Raw genomic sequence first — 21,967 nt, 5'->3', positions numbered from 1 at the left:
ATGGCTTCGACAAGCGGATGGTCAGCACTGTTACTGGGCAAGAACGGACTGCGCTCGGCAGCCCTGGCCGGTGGCGTGGCGCTGCATGCAATCAATGTGTACCTGGTCACCACGCTGTTGCCTTCGGTGGTCAAGGATATCGGCGGCCTGGACTACTACGCCTGGAATACCACCTTGTTCGTGGTGGCCTCGATCATAGGTTCGGTGCTGTCCACCCGGGCCCTGGGGATACTGGGGCCGAAGCTCGCCTATGCCCTGGCCGGCCTGGTGTTCATGCTCGGTTGCGGCCTGTGTGCCCTGGCCCCGGACATGGGCTGGCTGATCATCGGGCGCAGTGTTCAGGGCCTGGGCGGAGGGCTGCTGTTCGCCTTGCCCTACGCGATGATCCGCCTGGTGTTCGACGAGCCGCTGTGGCCCCGGGCGATGGCGCTGATTTCCGCCATGTGGGGCGCGGCCACCCTGATCGGCCCTGCCGTGGGCGGGGTCTTCGCCGAACACGGAGCCTGGCGTGCGGCGTTCTGGGTGCTTGTGCCCTGCACCTTGCTGTTCATGCTGCTGGCGATCGCCCTGTTACCGGGCAAAAGCCGCGAAACGGCGCCGCGCAGTCCTATTCCCGGGCTGCAACTGGTGTTGCTGACCGCGGTGGTGCTGGCGATTTCCATCGGCAGCATCACACCTTCGCCCGGGTACAACGTCCTGGGGCTGGGCGTCGGTCTGGGCCTGTTGCTGCTGGTGGTGGTGCTGGAGAACCGTTCCGGCAAACGTCTCTTGCCCCGCGACAGCCTGAAGTCCGGCAGCCCCTTGCTGGCGCTGTACATCTCCATGGCGCTGCTGGTGGTGGGCATGACCAGCGAGGTCTTTGTGCCGCTGTTCCTGCAAGAGCTGCATCAGCAGACGCCCTTGCTGGCGGGTTACATCGCCGCGCTGATGGCGGCCGGCTGGACCCTGGGGGCGATCTTCAGCTCTGGCCTGAGCCCCCAGGGCGCGGCCCGGGCCATTGCCAGCGGGCCGTTTCTGGTGGTGGCCGGCCTGCTCCTGGCCTGCCTGTTCATGCCTGCCACAGCCACGCCGTTCCTGAGCCTGGGCGCGGTGTGCCTGGCCATGTTGCTGGTGGGCACAGGGATCGGCCTGGCGTGGCCCCATCTGTTGTCCCGAGTCCTGGAAAACGCGGCCGATGACCAGAAGGAGCTGGCGGGCGCTTCGATCACCACGGTGCAACTGGTGGCCACGGCCCTGGGCGCGGCGCTGGCGGGGATGATTGTCAACCTGGCCGGACTCAGCTCCAGCGCCGGTGTTGCCGGTGCAGCCCAGGCCGCGGCCTGGCTGTTCGGTCTCTACGCCGGGGTATCGGCCCTGTTGTTTATCAGCATGCGTCAGGTCCGGCGCCACCATACCCGGGCGCTGGCCGAGGCCTGAGGCCTGCCTGACTCATCACACTTCAAGGACATACAGATGAACAGCCTCAATACCGCTTGCCAGGAACAGGGCTTCCTTTTCGATCCGGGAGTCGCCCCATTGTTCGCGCACCTGGACCTTCGCCTGCTGGGGGGACGCGCCATCGGCATTGCCGACAATCAGTTCACCGATCTGCTCAGCGTCCTCGGCGGCCCCGGCTGCGGGGTGTGCAATGGCAACCCCCGGGACCTGCGCCGGGAGAACCTGCGCCAGTTCAGTTATCGCCTGGACGGTTCGGGCGAACTCAGCAGCGCAACGCCGGCACTGCGGGAACTGCCCCGGCAGTTGCATCAGCGACTGGCGCCCGGCGCAGGTGTTGCGCCGCTGGAGCTTGGCTTGCAACCCTGGCGCCTGGGGCCCCACAGCCCCTATGGATTCCTGCCCCTGGGCCAGACCCACAGACGGTCCAATATCTCCCTGGATTCCATCGACAATCCGGCCACCGTGCTGACCCTGTCCCATTGGCCGGCCAACAAGACCCCCAGCGCCTACAAGGCCAACCTGTCCACCACCAGCGCCCTGATCTTTCTCCAACAAGGGCTGAGGGTGGAACAGGCGCAGGTGATCACCAGCGATCATTTCGATCTTGACGGGCTGGCCTCGGTCTACGCCTACCTGGCCCCCGAGCAGGCCCTGCGGCACCGCCAATTGCTGATCGATATCGCACGACTCGGCGACTTCACCCGGGGCACTTCGCCCCAGGCCCTGCACTGCGCCTTTACCCTGCATGCCCTGGCCGCCCGGGTGCGCAGCGACAGCCAGGGTGGCAACGACCGGCAACTCATGGCGCGCTTCGTCGCACTGCTGCCGCAACTGGCCGATGTGCTGGATAACACCCGGCGTTACGCCGAACTGTACGACCCGGCCATGCAGGAGCTGCAGCGCAGCACGGCGCTGGTGGAGCATGCCGCCACACGGATCGAAGAGTACCCGGACATCGATCTGGCGATCTTTCGCCTGCCTGACGGCGCATGGCAGGGCGAGGGCGAGTACTTCGGCCTGTCGCCGGTGGCGTTGCACAATCGCACCCGCTGTGCGGTGCTGGCCATCGTCAATCAGGGGCGTATCGAAATCCGCCAGCGTTATGAAAGCTGGGTCGAGCGCAGCAGCGGCATTCCCCGGGCCCGTCGGGACCTGGCGATCTTCGCCCGGGCCTTGCAGGAAACGGAGCGCACTCCTGGGCAGTGGCACTACGACGGGGTGCAGGCAATCATGCCGGGCCTGAGGTTTGTCGCCGACCGGCCCAGCAGCCACTCCAGCGACAAGCTGCTGGCCGAACTGCGTCAGTTCCTCGGCCAGGCCCCGGTGGCCTGGGATGCCAACGGATAGGTCCGCGCATCCGTAGCAGCCGGCTTGCCGACGAAGCGGTCCTTGAGTCTCGCATTGCTCTTGCGGGGGCTTCGCTGACAAGCCTGTTCCTGCGCAGGCCGACTGCGGATGGGGTTACCAGGTGCCGAGGAACGCTTGGCGGCGTTCTGTCACGCCTGACCGACCCGCACTTGCAACAGGACTCCTTCTTCCTGATGACCGGATTCATATAAGGAATGCCATGACAGCCTTAATGTTAATAAATGTGTGGTTTCTTGAACCTCCGAGACCAATAGCTATTTTCGATAAAAATATATCTTGTAAGTTTGAAAAAATTAAACCAGCGTCAACGTCTCGCCTAAGCTCATATCGACGTTCTATCTAGTTGAGGGTGGATATCCCTCTTCAAGGATGACATATGACCGAAGATGAGCTGGTTAAAAAGTGGCGGATTGGAATTTGCTGCTTGAGGAAAGCGCATTTTCACTGCGCCAATTATTTTGCCTTATGGAATAGCTTCGCTGGAGGGGCGCTGATTTTTCTTTCGGCATTGGCTACAGCAGTTGCGTATTCACTGTTGAAATTCGAGTTGTTTAAAGTGGGCTGGTATGACGCCATTTTGCCGGTAGTGGGTATGCTGACCACCATTGTTGCCGGGCTGCAGGCTTACTTCCGTTTTGCCGAGAGAGCGGAGCGTCATCGCGCCGCAGGTGCAAATTTTGCCAGACTCGAAATGGAGACAGAGTCACTACTGGCTAGCCTGGACGCCAAAAATCTGGACGCAGACAGCAGGCACAAAAAAATTGAATGGTTAAAATCCAAGTGGATTCGCTACACCATTGGTGCTCCACTTATTCCGATGTGGATCCAAAAAAAGCATTGTGGGCATTTAGAGCTCAAAGACTGTTGTTCTGAATCGATGAAGCGACAATTGCAAGAATAAGTTCAAGCCTGCAAAGTACCTAAAACCTTTGTTGCGGGAATGATTGAAGATTGGAACGGGTATTGCTGCACTCGGCAGCCCGTAGTTGTTAAGCACTTGCTTGGGCTCCGCTCGATAGAATCTTGATATGACAGTGGCATGATCGCACTGCGGCTACTTAGAAGTAGTTACACGTCTGAGTACGGGATCTACTAATAACCTGAGCAGTAAGATCAGGTTCGTTTCTGGCCGCTTTGTTGCCGATCCTGTTCCACCTGAGCCCGGACGATCAGCGCGCCATGTTCGCCGTGTTCGAATGCCATGCCGGCCCAGGTTGCGCCCTGATGTTCACCAGCGGACCTGCAGCAGGGGAGGCCATCGGCGAGTTCGAAGGCGAGGCCCTGTACCACGCGAGCCTGGACCCGGGGGAATACTGCACCTTGCTCGATACCCACGGTTTCGAGGTGGTGCAGCAGGTCAGTGAAGACCCAGAGTGCTGCGGGCTGACGGTGTGGTTGGCGCGGGGGATTTACTGAGGCTCAAGTCGCCCCGTCTCTTGGCAAGGTGCGGGACAAAAAAAGCCGGTTTCTGCTGAACAGAAACCGGCTTTTTCAGGTCTTTGGAGCGCTGTCGTTTACCGCACTCAGTGCTTCATCATGCCGTGATCCGGCACATTCAGCGCTCGGGCTTGGGCTTGGACCTTGATCGACTCCTTCTCGCCCTTGGCGTTTTCCACGATCAGGGTCAGAGGCACGGTGTCGCCGGCCTTGATCTGGCCGGTGAGCTCCATGAGCATCACGTGATAGCCGTGGCTGTCCAGGCTGACCTTCTTCCCGGCCGGCAGGGCCAAGGCGTCCACTGGCTGCATGCTCATCACGTCGTTGTGCATGCTCGACTGATGGATCTGCACGTTCTTGGCCACGGGCGACTGCACTTCAACCAGCTTGCTGTCGCTGCTGGCGGTGAGGTCCATGAAGGCGCCGCTGGCGTGCTGGCCAGGGACGGTGGCGCGGACCCAGGCGTTGTCCACTTGGGTCGCGGCGCTGGCGGTGCCGGCCAGGCCCAGCAGGGAGAGCATCAGCAGGGCGGATTTGATCCGGGATGGGCGACGTTGCGAGTTCATTAACAGACCTCCATGACGGTGAGCAGATCTTCCGCGCACTCTTGGGCGTTGAGGGACTGGGACAGACCCAGGCGCAAGGTGCCCCGGGAGTCGTAGACGAAACTGGTGGCGGTGTGGGACAGGGTGTAGGTCGAGCCGCTGGGGATCTTTTCGTAGAACACGCCAAATTCCTTGGCGGTGGCCGCGGTTTCTTCCAGGCTGCCGTACAGCGCCTCGAAGCTCGGGTCGAAGGCCTTGACGTAGGCGTCCAGCACCTCGGGTGTGTCGCGCTCGGGGTCCAGGGTGATGAACACCACTTTCAGGCGGTCGCCGTCGCGGCCCATGAGTTTCTTGGCCTGGGCGGCGCGGGCCAGGGTGGTGGGGCAGACCGCCGGGCACTGGGTGAAGCCGAAGAAGATCATCGGCATCAGGCCACGGTAGCTGGACAGCGACTTGGTTTCGCCCTGGGAATCGGTGAGTTTGAAGGTGCGGCCGAGAATCTGATTGCTCAGGTCCTTGCCATATTTGAAGGACAGTCGGGGACTGTTGTCGCAACCGGCGAGCAGGCCCAGGCCGAGCACCCCGGCGCTGGTAAGCAGGGTGCGGCGAGTCAGCAAAACACTCATGAAATAACGCCCTTTGAACAGCCAGACAGGCAAAAACCCGCGCATGGTAGCAAACAGACGAAAGCAGCGGCGGGCTAATTAGACCAATGCCTGCGGCCATCGGTCGCAGTCTGCGATGGTGGATTGAGCCGGACTCACGGCCAAGTGTCGAGCGCTGCCCGGAGGCGGGTCCTGCGGTTGCAACCATGCCCCGGACGATCAACCTCTGGGCCTTGGGTGATATGCGCCTTCAATCTTCCAGCGCCGCGATCTGCACCAGCGCCCGCACGGCAGCGCGGGTGGCCAGGGTCAGGGGCTTGGGCAACCGGTCCAGCTCGAACCAGGCGATGTCGCTGTGCTTGTGCGGCTCGTTGTTACGCGGCTCCATGGCCGGGGCGGAGGCCAGGTACACCGGGCAAACCCAATGTTCCTGCCGTTCGGCGTCGATCTGGTCTGCCACGCATAACAGGCTGACGCCTTGCAGGGTCAGTCCGAGCGCTTCGAGGATTTCACGGCGCATGGCCTGCTCCACCGGCTCCAGCCAATCGACCTTGCCTCCGGGCAAGCCCCAGCAACCGGCCTCGGGGTCCCGCAGGCGCTTGACCAGCAGTAACTGGCCATCGCGGACGATAGCGGCGCCGCATCCCAGGCGAGGCTGTTGTGGCATGGCTGTACTCCTGTGCGTTGGGGAGAAGGGCAAGCCCCGTGGTCCTGCCCGGCAGCTGCTGTGCGCTTCGCACACTATCGACTGTCAAGGATGACAACCGCGTGTTGCTTTGTTGTTTATTTGTAACTTTCAACGTGCAGGACGGCCGTTGATCCAGTGCGCGGTTCAAAACCTGACTCAAGTGCCCGGCTCAGTGGCGCAACAAGGTGGCCGCGATCACGGCCAGTGCCATGAGGATCAGGATCACCCCGGTGATTCGTTCCAGCCAGGGCAGGGCGCGGGAGAAGCGCCGCCGCACCCGGTCATTGCCAATGGCCAGCGCCACCAACACATCCCACAGCAGCACCACGCTGAACATCCATACGCCATAGACCAGCTTCCAGGCGGTGCTGGTCTGGGCGCCCACCAGGGACGCCAGGCTGACATAGAACAGGGCGTTCTTCGGGTTGAGCAGGCCCGAAAGCAGACCCGCGCCCAGGCCGCGCCACCAGGTGGCCCGGTGCAGCGCCAGGCTGTCGTCCTGGGCAGCCACCGCAGCCAGGGAACGGGTGCCAGCGTGACGGATGAACAGCCAGCCCAGGTAAAGCAGGTAGCCACAACCGGCCAGTTGGATCGCCAGGAACAGCCAGCTGTCGGGGCGCAATACCGAGACCCCGCCAAAGGCCAGGACAATGAACAGACCGTTGGCCAGGGCGATGCCCAGGCAGGCGCCGGTGGCCGGTTTCCAGCCGCTGGCCATGGACAGGCGCGCCACCAGGAAGAAGTCCGGTCCAGGGGAGAGCAGGGCGAGAAAATGCGCGGCGGCGACCAGCAGGAACTGTTGAATCATGAAGGCAGACTTCCAGAGGCGAGAAGGGGCTGGAAGTCTGCCGGGCGTCAGCACTGGGGTATTGAAGAAAATTGCGCGACCTTCAGCGCTTGTACAAACCCGGGGTGACCCCGACATGGGCCTTGAACACCCGCTGGAAGTGCGCTTGATCGGCAAAGCCCAAACGCTGGGCCAGGGCCGCCGGGGCCTCGCCGGCCTGCAGCGAGGTGCGGGCCTGGATGATGCGCTGGTTCAATTGGTAGGCGTGGGGCGTCATCCCGGTAGCAGCGCGAAAGGCCCGGATCAGTTGGTAGCGGCTGAGGCCCGCCAGCGTTGCCAGGCGCTGCAACGGGTGAGCCTGTTGCGCCTCCTGTTGCAGGAATTGCATGACCCGCCGGACCCCGGCGCCGGCCAGGCCCGGATCGGCGGCCAGGGCAATCACCGGCTGCCCCTGCAGCGGAAAGTCGCCAATGAACTCGATCAGCGCAGCTTCCTTGTTTTGCCAACTGGCGGTAGAGAACAGCAGGTCGTTGAGGCGGCAAAAGCGCTGGTACAGATCCCCGTCGTGATTCAACAGCACCTGGCCAGGTGCCAATGCCGCCTGCTGCTGTGCTTCCAGGCGCACGCCTTCGACCCAGCGCGGCTCCAGGTGCAGCATCTGGTAGCTCCAGGCCGTGTCGGGCTGGGGATTGCAGGCATGGGCGCAATGGGCCGGGACGAACACCACGCTGCCGGCCTGGATCAGGGTGGGTCCCTCGGCGCCGCCACTGAACAGGCTGATGCCACGGTCCACGGCGCCGATGGACACTGTCGGGTGGCTGTGGGCCCTGTAGTTGGCGCGGCTGTCACAGGCTCGGCGGCTTTCTACGTAAGGCAGGTTCGGGTCACGCCAGAATTGCGCTGAGGGCGTCATGCTGCAGCTCTGTGGTCAGGGGACGGATGAGCAGGCTAACAGGGTGGATTGCAAGGGTGCCAGTTTGCGCTGAGCGCGGATGCCGGACGGGAGCGCGCGCCAGGGCTGCCTATACTGCACTCGGGTTTTGCTCAACCGCGCCACGACCTGCACCAGGAGCTGCCATGAACTTCAAGGAAATCGCCTACGAGCAGCACGGACCCGTAGTGGTCATCCGCTTCAATCGCCCCGAGCAGCGCAACTGCATCGGCCCTGTGACCCACCTTGAATTGATCGACGCCTGGACGCGTTTTCGCGACGACGACACGGCCCTGGTAGCGATCATTACCGGCACCGGCGATCGGGCCTTTTGTGCCGGCGGCGACCTCAAGGCCGCCGCGCAACTGGTGCCGTCGAGCGCCGAGGAAATGGCCGCCCATGATCGTGGCGAACGTCCCGGAATCATCGGCCCCAGCCGTTGGGTCGACGTCTATAAACCGGTGATCGCGGCCGTCAATGGCGTGGCCTATGCCGGTGGCCTGGAGTGGGCCTGTTTTGCCGATATGCGCATTGCCGAAGAGCATGCCTCGTTCGGCGTTACCTGCCGCCGCTGGAACATCGGCCTGGCGGACGGCGGCACCCAGCGCCTGCCGCGGATTGTCGGCATGGGCCGGGCCATGGAATTGATTCTGACCGGCAAGGTGATTGATGCCCAAGAGGCCTACCGTATCGGTCTGGTCAACGAAATAGTGCCCAGCGGACGCTCCCTCAAGCGCGCGCTGGAACTGGCCCAGGTGCTGGCCGGTCTGCCGCAACCGGCGATGCGCTCGGACAAGGAAGCGGCGATCCGCGGTTACGGATTGCCCTTGGCCGAAGGCTTGAAGATAGAAGCCCAGTGCTTCAATCGCTCAATCCACGCCCCTGAAACCCAGGAAGGACTGCGCCGCTTCATCGAGCGCGATCACCCTGATCGTGGAGGCCGCCCCGCGACAGGCATGGTCAAGCACTGAGCCCCGTCCAGCCTCGGGACTCAGGCCTGGCCGCGCAATGGCCGGCAGGCTTCTGCCAGGGCGGCGCGCAACGCCTGGCACAGACGCTGGGGATCGCCGCCCTGGCGAAACCCCGCGACCTGGCGTTGCAGTTCGGCGAAACACCGGCCCTCGGCACTGCGGGCCAGGCTCAGGCGCGGATCGGGCTGGACGTAGCGCGGATCGTCCGGCGCCAGGTACAGGCCGTTGAGGTTCTGGTAATCGGCGTCGATCCAGGCGTACAGGTGATGTTCGAATCTTTCGGCAAACCGATAGCGGCCAAAGTCCATCACCTGCAGTTGCAACGGCGCCACGCTGGACACCCCCGCCAGTTGCACATTGACCCCATCGATCAGTAACGGCGCCCCCCGGTTGGCGCTCAACAGGCGGTGCAGCGTCTCGGCCACCTGAGTACTGACCGCCAGCCTTTGCTCATCGCGCCTGACTTGCAGTTCGCCGTTCTCCTGGCACAGGTGAAAGCGCACCGCGCCGCAGCTGCTGGCGGTCAAGCCATAACGCCGCAGCAGAAGCTCGGCCTGCATCAGGGCCCCGGCCAGTTCGGGGCCCTGCCAGTAGCGCTGCCACTGGCAGCGCGGACGGGTGCAGGCCCGACGCAACAGCAGCACCGCCGGTTCCGCCGCACGCCCGTCATACCACAAGGCATCGAAGCCCAGGTCGATCAGGGCATAGGCCGGCAATGGCGTGATCGCCGCGCCGGCGTGGTTCATGGCGGCGAACACCAGGTGCTCCATCAGTACTTCATGCACCGCCTCGGCCAGGGTCAGCAAACCGTTGGAATGGGGCAACTGCGGGGCTTCGTCCGGCGGCACGCCAATGCCCTTGATGTCGAACAGCACCTGCTCGCTGGCCGGCACGCACAGCACCGCGGCGCGCCCATAACGCGGCGGACGCCAGGCCGTTACCCGTCGGTCGTCCAGGGTAATCGGGGTGTTGATGCCCTGGGCCGCTGCCTGGCTGGTGGATATAAAAGCCGCGTGGTCCAGCAGCCAGCGATCGATGGCCGCCTCCGTGGCTCCCTCCCAGGGCGCGTCGAAGTCGGCGCGCAGCACCGGGTAGTTGGCGAACAGCACCCGCGCACCGGCCACCCCGAGCAGTTGTTCCGTGCTCAGCGTCTGACCGCTCTGGGCGTAGTCGGCCAGTTGTTGCACCCGTGGGCCCGGGGCAAAAGGCTGGTTCAGATCGTGCTGGGGTTGCCAGGCGGGACTGTTCATCGAGTGTCTCCGGCCCAGGCATCCAGGCGCCCGGGGTGGTCGAGGGCGGCGATCGGGTCCAGCAGAACCCAGTTGCGGCGCAGTTCCAGGCTGGCTTGCGGCCCCTGGGCCACCTCGCCACGGCCGCGCAGCATGGGCAGCTCCCGCAGCGCGCCGGCCGCCGGGGCGCAGACCCCCAGGGCCTCGGCATGGGGGCTGTGGCGCAGGCGTTCGAACAACTGCGGTTCGCGGGTGCGGATCGCCAGGTATTGACCGTTGGGCGGCGCCGATCCGGCCGGTGCCCAGGGCTCGAGGCCGGCATCGCGCAAGCGCGCCAACAGCCCGGGCATCTGCTGCCGCAGGCGCTGGCTACGGGCCTGGGCCCTGGCGACGGCAGGCATCAGCGCCGGCAGGGCATGAATCGACAGGGCCGGGCTCAAGGCCGGGCAGGCGCGGGAACGCTGGCCGGGCGACCAGACGTCGATGTCGCCATCCACCGGCAGATCGCCGAACAGCGCGCCACCGCCGCCAATGTCCAGGGCCTTGCCGTGGCCCAGAGAGGTGACCACCAGCGACGCGCCGGGACAGCACAGATCCCAGGCACCGGCGCTGTCCTCGATGATGGGCAGGCGCGGGCCCAGTAACTGGCGCAAGGCCGGGATGTCGCAAGGCAAGCCGTATTGATGGACCGCGATCACCGCGTCCAGGCCATGGATATGGGGCGCCAGCGCCTCGCTGCTGAGCAGCAGGTCGGCAGCGTTTTCGATAATCACCGGTATCGCGCCGGCATTGAGGACGGCGGCCACCACTTGATGGCAGGTGGCGGCGGGAACCGCGACCCGCCAGGTGGCGGTGACCCCCAGTTGGCGCAACGCCAGTTCCAGCGCCGCGGTGCCGGAACCGACCAAGGCACCGTGGCGCCGCTGATAAAACTGCGCGAGCCAGGACGAGCACGGCAGCCGATCGGCCTCCCGTGCTCGCCACTGGCCATCGGCAGGACCTGGAACTACTTGCACTTGTCCATGGCGCAAGCGGTCAGGGCTTCGACTTTGCACTTGTCCATGGCGCAGGCAGTCAGGGCTTCGACCTTGCACTTGTCCATGGCGCAAGCAGTCAGGGCTTCGACCTTGCACTTGTCCATGGCACAAGCAGTCAGGGCTTCAACTTTGCACTTGTCCATGGCACAGGCGGTCAGGGCCTCGGCCCGAGGGCCGCCAATGCGCCAGCTGGTGAACTTGCTCTCCGGCAGCGCGCCGCGCTTGACCACATCCAGGTGCAGGGTGCGGGCTTCATGGTCGTTGCATTCGAGCAGGATCTCGTCCTCGGCGACCGCGAAGTGATCGTGCAGCAGGCAGAGTCCGAAGCGATCCAGGTTGCCGTGGCGCTCCAGTAGCTCATGCAGGTCATTGATGAATTGCGCATCAGACACCCCCAGTGGCATGGCTTCGTCAAAGGAGGGATTGGTGTGTCCGTTCATGTGGTGTACTCCAATAGGTTTGATTTAAAGCGGTCATCTTCATCAACAGTGCGCGGTAGTGGTGGCCTCATGCACCTCCTTGTTCCGGTGGAACCTTACTTGCGGATACCCAGAGGGTTTCGATGCTCAGCAGCGGTGGCTGGTTGTCCGCGGCCACCGCCCCTTGCGCCAGTTGTGCCGGATCGTCGGCGCTGAAGGCCCGCAGGGTCAGGTCGACCCGGGCGTTGCCCTGCACCGTGACCTGTTCGGCCAGGCGCCAGCGATCGATGGCCTGGCTGAAGGCGCTGGTGAAGGCCGGTGGACTGTTCAGCGAAGTCGCCACCGGCAACAGCAGCGCCGCCGGCAGCACGGTGCGCGCGACCACGCCGGGCGCGGCGACCTCGTAGCTGTAGCGGCCCTCCATGCCGACCTGCACCGTGGTGCCGTTGCTGCCGGCGCCCAGGGCGGCGAAAAACACCTCCAGGTAGTCGTCCAGGCTGGCGTTCGGTACCTGCAGGTTGTCCAGGGAGAAGGCGCCTTGGCTGATGTGCGGGCTGATGCTTTCGACAAAGCGCACCACTGGCGTCGAGAAGCGGAACAGCGGGTTGGTCTGCAGGGTGCCGATGTCCGCCGCGGGGAACAGGATGCGGTTGCGCTCCACCGACAGCGAGGCCCAGGCGTTCTGGTGGTCGAACAGGTTGAGGGCCGGCAGGCTGGTGCGGCGCTCGTCGATCAGCAGTGCATCCGCGTAGTCGAGCCACACGGCTGGCTGGCTGCCCTTGAGTCGGTAGCGGTAGGCGATCAGCCCCGGGTTGCTCGGATCGACCACGCTCACCGCGTCGTACTGTTGCGGGGCGATCTGCACCAGCGGCAAGGGCAGGCTGACCTTGCCGAGCTGGGGCAGGGTGGCGCTGATCTGCCCGCTGGCCGCATCGTAGCTGGCCGCCACCTGATTGATGCTGACATCCAGCAGCAGGGTTTCGGCCCGCTCCTGGCCATCCACCGTCACCGGTGCCAGTACCTGGCTGAAGCTGCAGGTCAGGGCCTGGGGCGCGACAAACGCCGCCGCGCTGCGCAGCAGCGGCCGGGCCCAGGCATCGTAGGCCTCGGTGACCTCCTGGACGATGTAGACGAAGGCCTCCACCGCCTGTTGCGCCGCGGCAATCTGCACCGCGGTGGGCTCGCCGAAGTTGATCGCGCTGAGGTTGTCCTGCATCGCCACTTCAATGCTCGGGTACACGCTGACGAATTGCGCCAGGGCGGTGACCAGGCTCTTGTTGGCACTGCGCAGCGCGCCATCGACGGTTGGCGTGTTGAGGGCGATGGCCACGTTCAGGCTGTCCTGGGCCGTGCCGCGCACCAGCGAGTCGAAGGCGTAGGTCCATTTGCTCAGGTCCGAGACCTGCTGCGGCACTGGGGCCCAGGCCGTCGCGGTCTGCCCCTGGATGGTCGGCGGCTCGGGCAGGGCCCGCAGCAGCACCGGCAGGTTCAGGGTCTGGCCGTCGGCCAGGGGCACTCGCAAGGGACCGGAGATCAGCGAGATCCAGTTCGACTGGGTGTAGCCGCTGATGCCCGGAACGTTGCGCACGTCATGCTCCAGGTGGCTGATCTGCAGCTCCAGGTCCAGCGGCACGTAGCTTCTTGCCGCCTCGTTGCGCGAGTTGAAGACAAACGCCAGGGCGCTTTCCCCAGGGGCGTCGGGCAGGGCGATGCGCCCGCTGCCAAAGGCATAGTTGTCGTTGCCGGCCACCTCGGGGTCGCTGGTGCGCGCCGCGGGTGCGGCGCTCGCCACCGTTGGCTGGCCGTACAGCGACAGGGGCTCGCCGGTGGCGCTGCCTTGCACCGAGAAACCGACGATGGCGGTGGTGCTGTAGGCCGAATACAGCTGGTTGAGCAGGGTCTGGCGCAGCTTCTCGCCCGCCGCGGCCCGCGCCGGGCCGTCCTGCGGGCCTGCCGAGAGCACCGGCTTGATGGTCGATGCAATGGCGTCGGCCAGGGTCTGCTTGGCGCTGAGGATTTTCCCCAGGTTGCCGTCCTTGAGCGGGTCCTTGCTGCCCAGCAGGGTGTCGAGCAGAAACACCGAGGGCGCGTAGGTCGGCGCGAGGAAGCCGTCGATGGCCTTGAGGGCGGTTTCGAACCACAGGTTCTGATCGACCCCGGTCAGGGTCAGGGTCACGGGATCGCCGCTCGGGAATGGCTGGTCCGGCTGGTAGTTGGGGTAGATCTGCACGCTGTCGGAGGTCAGGCTGCGGGCGATCGGCTGGGCGGCGAAGTAGCCCGGGGCCGGATCGATGCGGTAACGGATGCCGTCGGCGTCGTCGCTCAGGGCAAAACGCGCGGCCCACAGGGTCTGGCTGCGGCCGTCCGGGGTGCTGCCCGGGTCCGCGGTGCCGCTGCCGACCCGGGTCATCCAGGCCCCGGCCCGCTGGAACAGGGCCTCGAAGGCCCGGGCGAACTGGCTGTAGCCGCTGGTGCTGGCGCTCAGCGCGTCGGGGACCGGCAGCAGGGTGCTGGTCACCGCCACACCACCTTCCAGGCCGGCGACATCCGGCTCCACCAGCGCCGCCACCCGGCGCAGACTGAGGGTCAGGCTCAGGGGCAGGATCGAGCCCGGGGCCAGGGCGTCGATGTCCACCGCCAGCTTCAGTTGCACCGTGGCCGGCGCGGCGGGGCGGGTGCCCTGGACCACTTGGGCGAGGTACAGGATCACCCCGTTGACATAGTCCAGCAGTGGCTGCGCCTGGTTGTCATCAAGTCGGCTCAGGGGCTGGGCGAACAGGCTGCTGACCAGCTCCACGCTGACTGCGCGGCCCTGGCACCAGGGCAACTGCAGATCCTTGTAGGACTGGTTCAGCTGGTAGTAGATCAGTTTGAACATCGCCAGGTCCTTCTTGGCCTGCTCCTTGACCTTGTCACCGCCGGCCGGGTCATAGCTGGAAGTGTCGAGGCTCAGGCTGATCACCAGTTGCGCGCCGCCGGCAACGGCTTCGTAGGTATAGAAACTGCGGGTGTTGGGCCAGGCCGACAGGGCGATCAGCCGGTCGCAGTAACGCAGCGGCAGCGGCGGGTGATTGAGGCTGCCGGGATACCCGGGCGCGGGGGCCTGGAAGGGGGTGACGGTGATATTGCCGAAGATGTCCAGCCAGGTCAGGTTGACCTGGGCGAAGCTGCCCACGCCACGGTAGGGATTGTCCTCCGCGCTCGGCAGCCCGGGCCGGGCCGGCGTCGGTGCGGCATTGCTGGTGGCGCGCCGGGCCAGGCCAAGGGTCTGCTGGTAGCTGTACTGGCTGTCCTCGGCCAGGTCGTTGAGGGCCCGGGCGCGGCTTTGCGGATCGCGCATGGCCCGCCGGCGGGCCTGGGCCTCGGGCGAGTCGACGCCACTGTCCGGCCGCTGCGGACCGAAGGGCAAGGCCAGCTCGCTGGCGCTGAACCAGGGCGAACCGTCGAGCCCGGCGGACAGCACCGAGTACAGGTTGTACAGGTAGGCGCTGGCGTAGCCGTCCGGGTCCTGGCTTGGCGAATCCACCGGCGGTGGGTTGCTGCGCAGCACACTGAAGGCTGCGTTGCCCTGTTTGAACACCGCCTGCAGATCGAAGGTCTGGGTGTCGATGCTCAGGCTGCTGCCGACACTGAACAGCCCGGTGACCTGCGCGGCGCCCACCGCCAGGGCGTCCAGGTCGAGGCCGTAGTAGCTAGCCAGGGATTGCAGGCTGTTGCCCGGCGCCAGGCTGGCGTCGACGACATAGGTCAGGGCCGGGATGAACAGCGCCACGCCGTTGGCGGCGCTGACCCCGGGGTTGAGGTTGGCGATCTGCGTGGCGCTGATCGGTTGCAGCGCGCCCACCGAGTAGTAGCGCGCCAGGTTGTCGAGAATGCTCGCGCTCTGGCCGTTGCCGGCGCTGGCCTCGGCCGGGGTCACCAGGTGGATGATGCCGTCCACCGGCACCTGCACTGCCTTGCTCAGCGTGACGCCGGCATTGAGCTCGGCGATGCGTCCAGTGCCGATGCCGTAGAAGGCCGCGAGGCTGTCCAGGCTGTCGCCGGCACCGGTCGGTTGGCTGTGGTCGGCGGTGGCGGCCGAGCGCAAGGTCATGTGGCTGCCTTGCTGGATCACCGTGTCGGTGCTGACGAAGGCGTTGACGAAGTTGCCCAGGCGGCCGTCGAGGGCGTTGCGGGGGTAGGTCACCACCAGGGTCAGGGTGGCGGTGCCGCTGTCGTCGAAGATGCTGTCGGGCAGGCCGGCGGCGGCGATTGCATCGTAGTAGCTCAGGTAGTAGCCGCCGGAGCGCACGGTGGACAGTTCCCAGAGCAGCTTGACCACTTCCTCGGGCGGATTGAGGATGCCCCGCGGTCCGGCTTCTTCGGCCAGGCGCGCGGCCATCAGGGCCGGCGGCGGGTTGGTTTCGGTGGACAGATTGGTCTGGGTCAGGAAGGCCAGGAAGTCGCTGGCGGCCTGGCTCAGCAGGTTGCTGGCCTTGGCGTTGCCCTGGGGCAGCAGCAAGAACTGGCCGCTGATGATCGCGCTGCCCAGCTCACTGACCGCGATCAGCAAGCGTTCCAGCAACTGCGCGTCGGTGGCCGACGGGCCGAGCAGTTCGTAGGTGTAGGACAGGTTGCTGCCGCTGCCGGCGATGGCCCCGGGTTCGGCCTGGGGCAGGCGCTTGATGGTGAAATCGACCCGGGTCGCGTAGCTGTAGGCCGGGATCTCGCGGCTGGTGGTTTCCAGGGTCGCCGGGTCGGTGGACACCTCGCACGGGGTGAACGCCGGCAGGTAGGGTATTTGCTGTGCCAGCTGCGGCAACTGCCGGGCGAGGTTGCCGACTCGCTGGTTGATCAGCTGGATCAGGCCGTCGGGCAGGGACCAGAGCATGGGCTGCACGCTGGCGCCGCCCTCGGCGCTGGCCCGCAGCCCCGGCTGGCAGAGGTCGCGCAACTGCTGCAGGTCGGCGGTCGACCACAGGGACACGCTTTTCACCGCGTAGTCTTTCGGGCTGCGGGCCACGGTGGGCAGCAGGTCGATGCGCGGCGCCGGCTGGAACTTGCCTTGCCGGGCGTAGGCCAGCACCCCGCAGAGGTTGCTGTAGGCCTGGTTCAGGTTCATCGAGCCGCTGCTGGCCCCGGCGATCTGCACGAACGACAGGTCGACCCCGTGGCTGGTGGCGGCCCGGCTCAGGCTGATGGGCAAATCGCTGCCGGACAATTGGCCGGCCGGGGTCGGGAACTGCTGCCCGGTCAACTGGTACAGGCCATAGGCGTTCTGCTGGGCGGGGTAGAGAAACTCCGGACTCAGGCTCAGGCCGCCCATGCCCGCCGGGTTCGCCGGCAGGCGCAGGCCGTAGGCCAGAAAGCGCGAGAGCATGCCCGCCAGTTGCGACAGCTGGTCGGTGGCCACCAGCAGATTCCACAGGTCCTCGGTGTACAGGCTGTTGAGCGAGGTGAGGGTGATCTGCGGCGTGGCGAACAGGGGCGCCACCCCGAAGTTGGCCGATGCCGGGTCGCTGAACAGGGTCATGGCACTGACGCCGAAGCGCGCGCCGGCGCTGTTGAGGCTGTCGCCGGCGGTGCGGTACGCCAGGTTCGGCAGCAGCAGCGGCTGGCCGGCAAGCAATAGCCCGGGCATGGCGTACAGCGCACTGTCCTGGGCCAGTTGCGCCAGCGTCACGCCCAGGGCCCGGGCCAGGCTGTTGAAGGTTTCCCCGGGGCCGGTGGTGTACTGATGGATGTCGTTGCCCACCGGCAGGCTGATCACCTGATTGGCGGCGATCACCAACGAATTGCCGTTGGCCAGGATCAGCCCCGAGGCGCTGGTGCTCCAGCGCGCCGGCACGCCGCTGTCGGACCAGGCCGCGGCGACCTTGGCCAGGGTGTCGCTGCTCTGCAGGGTGTAGGCCGGCAGCGGGATATCCAGGGTCAGGCCGTCGCTCAGGGCGACTTCGGCGTTGGGCCGGACGATATCGTCCAGGGTCAGGTTGTTGCCGCGCTGGTCGTTGGTCCAGCTCAGGATGGTGCTGATGGAGTTGCCGTTGGCCGTGGCATAGGCGTAGTCGTCAAAGGCATTCAACGCGACCTGCAACAGTTGCCGGCCGATGACCATGAAGGCGTCGGTGAAGATCACCGCGGCCATGGATTCGCTGTCGTCCGCCGCGGCCCGCAGTGTCGGTGTCGGCGTTTCCTCGTCGGTCACCAGCGCGGCCAGCTCCTTGAACATCTGCGCGACATTGCTGCGGTAGGTGCTGTTGGTGCCCACGTAGTGGGCGAAATCCACGGTCGCGCTGCCGGCATTGGCCAGGGGCACGCCCAGGGACAGACCGTCGAATACCGGGAACAGCACCGAGCCGGCTTGCAGTACCTGCTGGATCTGCGCCTGATTGGAGGCGTCGGGCAGGGTGATGCTGACCTCGAAGGACGACAGGAAGGTCAGCAGCTCGCTGATGCCGAACGGCGGGTTGGCCAGGTCGGCCAGGCGTCTGATGTCCTCCACAAGCATGGCCTTGTCCACCAGGGTGCCGAGGATGTCGGCCAGGGTGTCCTGGTCGCTGCTGGCCGAGCCCAGGCTGCCCACGAGCCAGGGCAGGTAGTCGGCGCACAGGCGTTCGAAGCTGCTGTTGCCGGCGCTGTCGGCCGAGGCCCGGGTCGGCGAGGGCGCGTCCATGGTCAGCAGGAACACGAAGGCTCCTTGCTGGTCGGCGTAGTCGCTGGCGCCCTCGTTGCACAGCACGGTGAATTGCGGCGTGGCGTAGAGGTTCAGCAGCGGTTTGCCGGCGGCGCGCAGCAGGGTCATCGGTTGCGGCGTGGTGGCCCGCCGCGCACTGGCCAGCTGGACATGGCGGGCCTGGCGCGCCAGCAGCAGGCCGGGTTCGGCCCAGGGCGCCGGGCCGCTCTCGATGGCGTTGATCTCGAAGCGCGCCGAGACGTCGGCATGGAAGGAAAAACTGATGCTGAAGCTGAACAGGCCGAGGTCGATCTTGACCTTGACGCTGACCTCCACCGTGGCCCGGGCGGCAATCGGAATCGGCTTGTAGCTCTCGTAGGTCAGGGACAGCGACAGGGTGATGCGCACGTTGACCGCGGCCGAGATGATGGCGAAGTCGATGCTGCCGTAGAGCAGGCCGATGACCCCGACCGTGCCCTGGATCTTGAAGTAGTAGTCGTCCTGCACGCTCTTGCCGGCCGGCACCAGGGCGGTGGACGGGTGATAGGCGTGGAAGGCGGCGATGGTGCCTTCCAGAATGCCGAACACGGTCAGGGCGAAACCGGCCTTGAGCGGCCCCTTGACGAACTCGTAGCCCAGGCCCAACTGCAGACCGAGGCCGAAGACAATCACCGGGTCGAAAGTGCCCTGGGTGGTTTTCGGCACCTGGGTGGCGGTCACCGACGACAGCTTGCCCAGGTAGAAGCCGCCGGCACCGAGCACCGGCACGCCGTAGACGATCGCGGAAATCGAGAACGAGCGGGTGAAGTCCAGGTTGTAGGGAAAACCGATGTCGATGAAGAAGTCGCCGTTGGTGTAGATCTTCACCCCGATCTCCGGCAGCACGATGGACACCGCGCCGAAGTTGAGGTTGCGGATGCTGTCGGGGAAGGTCCATTCGATCTGGTACACGCCGACGTCGTCGGTGATCTTCTTGTACAGGATGTCCAGCACCAGGTTGCCCAGGGCCTTGGCTTTCTCCCCGGCCAGGGCCAGGCGCAGTCCATAGAGGTTGGGGTCGTTGAACACCAGCATCAGGTCGACGGTCCAGTCCTTGCCGGTCTTGAGCAGCAACAGTTGCCCGGCGATCAGCCAGTCGCTGTTGCGGTTGTAGTAGGGCACGCCCTTGCTGCCGCTGTCGCTGGGGTTCAGCGGGTTGCTGGAACCGGTAGTCGACGGCACGTCCTTCAGGGCGTCGATCACCGCCTTGGTGTTGGCAAAGCTGTCGTAGCCGCTGATGGCCACCCGCTGGCCGAGGACCAGCAGCGGCAGGCTGAAGTAGTCCGTGCCCTGGCCCGGCACCGTGGGCAGCTTGTCCACTGGCTGGCCTTTGCTCGGGTCCAGCAGGTTGCTCCAGTCCTGCTGCTCCTGGGGGTTGTTGCCCTTGAACACCGAAGAGCCGTCGATGCCCAGGGTGATCTTGTCCACGCCATTGACCTTTTTGCGCTCGAACACCAGGCCGTCGATGCTCATGAACCCCAGGTCGATCTTGCTCGCCAGGGTGTACTTGGCGCTGATGCTCGGCACGCTACTGCCGCTGCTGTTTTCCAGGTTGATGATCAGCGACAGGCCGTCGAGGGAAATCTGGTTGAGCACGTCCCAGGGCGAGCTCAGGGTGAAATACGGGTCGCTCAGCGATTGCATGAGTTTCTGGATCAGCCGGCCCAGGCTCCAGTTCTTCAGGGTGAAGGTCAGGGTCTTCTTGTCGACCTGATAGATCGCCGTCAGGCCTTCCCAGGACAGGGTCAGCTGGGCGTTGCTGCCCTGGTTGTCGGGGGCGAAGCTGTAGCCCAGCAGCACGCTGTCGTTGAGAAAGCTGAAATCCCACAGGGTGGTGGCGCTGCCGCTGTACTGCTGGTTCGCCGGCTTGCTGGCGTCGTAGCTCAGGCTCAGGGTGGCCAGGGTATCGACGCTGAAGGCCTGGCCCAGGTTGAAGGTCCAGCGCAGGCTGCCGGCCACCGTGTAGCTGTCGAGCGGGGTGTTGCCGGTGCTCAGGCTGGCGTCCACCTCCAGGGTGTTGACCAGCAGTTGGCCGGGCAGGAAATCCGGAAAGGTGAAGGTCCCGCCGAAGCTGAGGAACTGGCTGACCAGCTGTTGCACGTCCACCGGCTGCGCCAGTTGCGCGGCGACTTGCCAGGTGGCCGGGGTCTTGCTGCCGTCGTAGTCGAGGCTGGCATTGGCGAAATACGGACCGATGCCCACCAGCCCACCGATCCCCGCCTGGTAGGTGGTCACCGCCGGGGCGTTGGTGCCGCTGGCGGCGGTGGGGGTGGTGGCCTTGATGTACAGCTGGCCGTCGGTGACCGAGAGAATCGGCTGGCCAGCGAAGGTGAACAGGTTCAGGTCGAGCTCGAAACCGGCGTTGAAGGCGTAGCTCTTGGCGCCGACGTCCAGGCTCAGGCCGACGTCGGACAGCGAGGCGTCGACGAAACTCTTGGGGATGCGAATCAACTGAGCGGTCAGGGTGGCGATCAGGTCATTGAGGTTGGCCGTGCCGTCGAAGCGCGCCAGCAGTTGCAGGTCGGAATTGAACTGGACAAAGAACAGGCCGTTTTCGCCCGCGGTCTTGCCCTTGAACACCTCGGGCAACAGCAGGAAGTGGGTCTGGAACAGAAAGCTCTGGGCGTTGCCCTCGGGCAGGAAGTTGATCCCCCACACCAGTTCGAAATCGGTGACGCCGAACACCAGCTGGTTGGTCGGGTCCTGCAGGGGCACCCAGGGATGCTCGACATTGATCACCGTGGGGTCGGCGCCCAGGGTCACGCTGGCGGTGCTCAGGGCCAGTTTCGGGCGGGTGACGCCACTCAGGGCGAGGCTGCGCAGGCCGATTCCGGAGAGGAACTGTTGCAACACCGGTGGCGTGCCGCTGAAGAAACTGCCGTTGTTGTCCAGCAGGCCGATGATGGTTGCCGGGGTCAGCAGGGCGCTGCCGTCATCGCTGTGGCCGAGGTAGAAATTGAAGGCGCTGCCGTTGTTGATCTGGGCCAGGGCGCGCATCTGGTAGTCGACGGACTGGCCGTTCTGGTCGGTGAGGCTCAGGTTGAGGCCGAAATACAGGCTGACCTGCTGGTCGTAGAAGGCTTCGGCCGGGTCTTCGCCGTCCTGCAGTTCCGGCGGGCCGATGATCAGGCCGAACACCGGGGTATCGACGTTCAGGTACAGCAGCTTCAGGCCGCCGCTGACGTTGAGGAACGGCGCCTGCAAGGTGGTGGTGGGCATGAACACCTCGACCCCGTCGACCTTGGCGAAGTCCATGCTGCCGGTGAAGGGCAGGGCCAGGGTCGGGAACCCCAGGTTCTGCACCACCGCGACCGCGGTGCTGAGCTGGGGCGGCGGCGTCAGCTGGGCGGCGAAGCCCTGGCGCGGGCCCTGGCTGGCCTTGAAGGTGAAGACCGCGTTGCTGATTGCGGTCCACTTGAAGGGAATGCCGGTGGCGAAGCTCGACAGGTCGGCCCAGGTCCAGCTGGCCGGGGTGGTGACGATTTCCAGGCTCAGGCTCTGGGCCCCGGCAGCGCCCGTGAGGCCGAAGGTCAGGACCAGCCCCTGCTGGATATCCTGTTGCAGGAAGCGCGCGCTGACCCCGGTGACCTTGAAGCTCTGGGTGGCGGGATTCAGCGGCTGCACGCTCTGCGCCGTGAGGTTGACCGTGAGCCCGGCGACCGGCGACTGGAAGGCCGCCTTGAGGTCGTTGTCCAGAGTGGCGGACACGCTGACCGTGGCGTCCGCCAAGCCGGCGATCAGGTAGTCGCGGGTGAGGACGATCGGCGCGCCGGCATCGCCGGTCAGGGCCGCGGCGAGGTTGCTCAGGGGGCTGTTGGCCAT

At 65.5% G+C, this 21,967-nt stretch carries 14 protein-coding genes; 5 read left to right on the top strand and 9 right to left on the bottom strand.

Features of this window, described 5'->3' with window-relative positions; all coding sequences use genetic code 11:
* The 4 genes from DWF74_RS00825 to DWF74_RS00810 all read left to right on the top strand — a co-directional run bounded on the left by DWF74_RS00825 (position 1) and on the right by DWF74_RS00810 (position 4,221).
* Positions 1–1,416 carry an MFS transporter gene (locus DWF74_RS00825; protein ID WP_115580060.1) on the top strand — a complete coding sequence of 472 codons (1,416 nt, stop codon included), beginning with the start codon at positions 1–3 and terminating at the stop codon, positions 1,414–1,416.
* 36 nt (positions 1,417–1,452) lie between these two features.
* Positions 1,453–2,784 (top strand): DUF6687 family protein, encoded by a 1,332-nt coding sequence (locus DWF74_RS00820; protein WP_115580059.1) that lies wholly within the window; start codon positions 1,453–1,455, stop codon positions 2,782–2,784.
* 397 nt (positions 2,785–3,181) lie between these two features.
* Positions 3,182–3,706 (top strand): SLATT domain-containing protein, encoded by a 525-nt coding sequence (locus DWF74_RS00815; RefSeq protein ID WP_115580058.1) that lies wholly within the window; start codon positions 3,182–3,184, stop codon positions 3,704–3,706.
* Between the two features lie 236 nt (positions 3,707–3,942).
* Positions 3,943–4,221, top strand: coding sequence for a hypothetical protein (locus DWF74_RS00810; protein ID WP_240322001.1), 279 nt, complete (start codon positions 3,943–3,945; stop codon positions 4,219–4,221).
* Positions 4,222–4,328: 107 nt separating this feature from the next.
* Here the strand turns inward: DWF74_RS00810 and DWF74_RS00805 are convergent, their stop codons facing one another.
* The 5 genes from DWF74_RS00805 to DWF74_RS00785 all read right to left on the bottom strand — a co-directional run bounded on the left by DWF74_RS00805 (position 4,329) and on the right by DWF74_RS00785 (position 7,780).
* Positions 4,329–4,808: a copper chaperone PCu(A)C gene (locus tag DWF74_RS00805; RefSeq protein WP_115580057.1), complete on the bottom strand. Its 480-nt coding sequence runs from the start codon at positions 4,806–4,808 to the stop codon at positions 4,329–4,331.
* Positions 4,808–5,413: an SCO family protein gene (locus DWF74_RS00800; protein ID WP_102865242.1), complete on the bottom strand. Its 606-nt coding sequence runs from the start codon at positions 5,411–5,413 to the stop codon at positions 4,808–4,810. The genes DWF74_RS00805 and DWF74_RS00800 overlap by 1 nt, the downstream gene beginning before the upstream one ends.
* Positions 5,414–5,642: 229 nt before the next feature.
* Entirely contained in the window at positions 5,643–6,059 is a 417-nt protein-coding gene (locus DWF74_RS00795; RefSeq protein ID WP_102865003.1) for an NUDIX hydrolase, read from the bottom strand.
* A 190-nt stretch (positions 6,060–6,249) separates the two neighbouring features.
* The gene (locus tag DWF74_RS00790; protein WP_205413494.1) at positions 6,250–6,885 is read right to left on the bottom strand and encodes a LysE family translocator; all 636 of its coding nucleotides are present in this window, start codon (positions 6,883–6,885) and stop codon (positions 6,250–6,252) included.
* An 85-nt stretch (positions 6,886–6,970) separates the two neighbouring features.
* Positions 6,971–7,780 carry a helix-turn-helix domain-containing protein gene (locus DWF74_RS00785; protein WP_115580055.1) on the bottom strand — a complete coding sequence of 270 codons (810 nt, stop codon included), beginning with the start codon at positions 7,778–7,780 and terminating at the stop codon, positions 6,971–6,973.
* 164 nt (positions 7,781–7,944) lie between these two features.
* Between DWF74_RS00785 and DWF74_RS00780 the strand changes: the two genes are divergently transcribed.
* Positions 7,945–8,769, top strand: a complete 825-nt coding sequence (locus DWF74_RS00780) for an enoyl-CoA hydratase/isomerase family protein (protein WP_102865006.1) — start codon at positions 7,945–7,947, stop codon at positions 8,767–8,769.
* Positions 8,770–8,789: 20 nt separating this feature from the next.
* Here DWF74_RS00780 and DWF74_RS00775 read toward each other — a convergent pair whose 3' ends face one another.
* The 4 genes from DWF74_RS00775 to DWF74_RS00760 all read right to left on the bottom strand — a co-directional run bounded on the left by DWF74_RS00775 (position 8,790) and on the right by DWF74_RS00760 (position 21,967).
* Positions 8,790–10,019, bottom strand: coding sequence for a hypothetical protein (locus tag DWF74_RS00775; RefSeq protein ID WP_115580054.1), 1,230 nt, complete (start codon positions 10,017–10,019; stop codon positions 8,790–8,792).
* Complete coding sequence (locus tag DWF74_RS00770) at positions 10,016–11,014, bottom strand: DegT/DnrJ/EryC1/StrS family aminotransferase (RefSeq protein WP_240322000.1); 999 nt, start codon at positions 11,012–11,014, stop codon at positions 10,016–10,018. The genes DWF74_RS00775 and DWF74_RS00770 overlap by 4 nt, the downstream gene beginning before the upstream one ends.
* Complete coding sequence (locus DWF74_RS00765; protein ID WP_102865009.1) at positions 11,005–11,475, bottom strand: hypothetical protein; 471 nt, start codon at positions 11,473–11,475, stop codon at positions 11,005–11,007. The genes DWF74_RS00770 and DWF74_RS00765 overlap by 10 nt, the downstream gene beginning before the upstream one ends.
* Before the next feature lie 67 nt (positions 11,476–11,542).
* Positions 11,543–21,967, bottom strand: coding sequence for a LysM peptidoglycan-binding domain-containing protein (locus DWF74_RS00760; protein WP_115580052.1), 10,425 nt, complete (start codon positions 21,965–21,967; stop codon positions 11,543–11,545).

This window comes from Pseudomonas protegens (assembly GCF_003363755.1).
GTDB classification, from domain to species: Bacteria; Pseudomonadota; Gammaproteobacteria; order Pseudomonadales; family Pseudomonadaceae; genus Aquipseudomonas; species Aquipseudomonas danubii.
The sequence above is the reverse complement of the archived record's forward strand: the minus strand, read 5'-3'. Positions and strand labels throughout refer to the sequence as shown.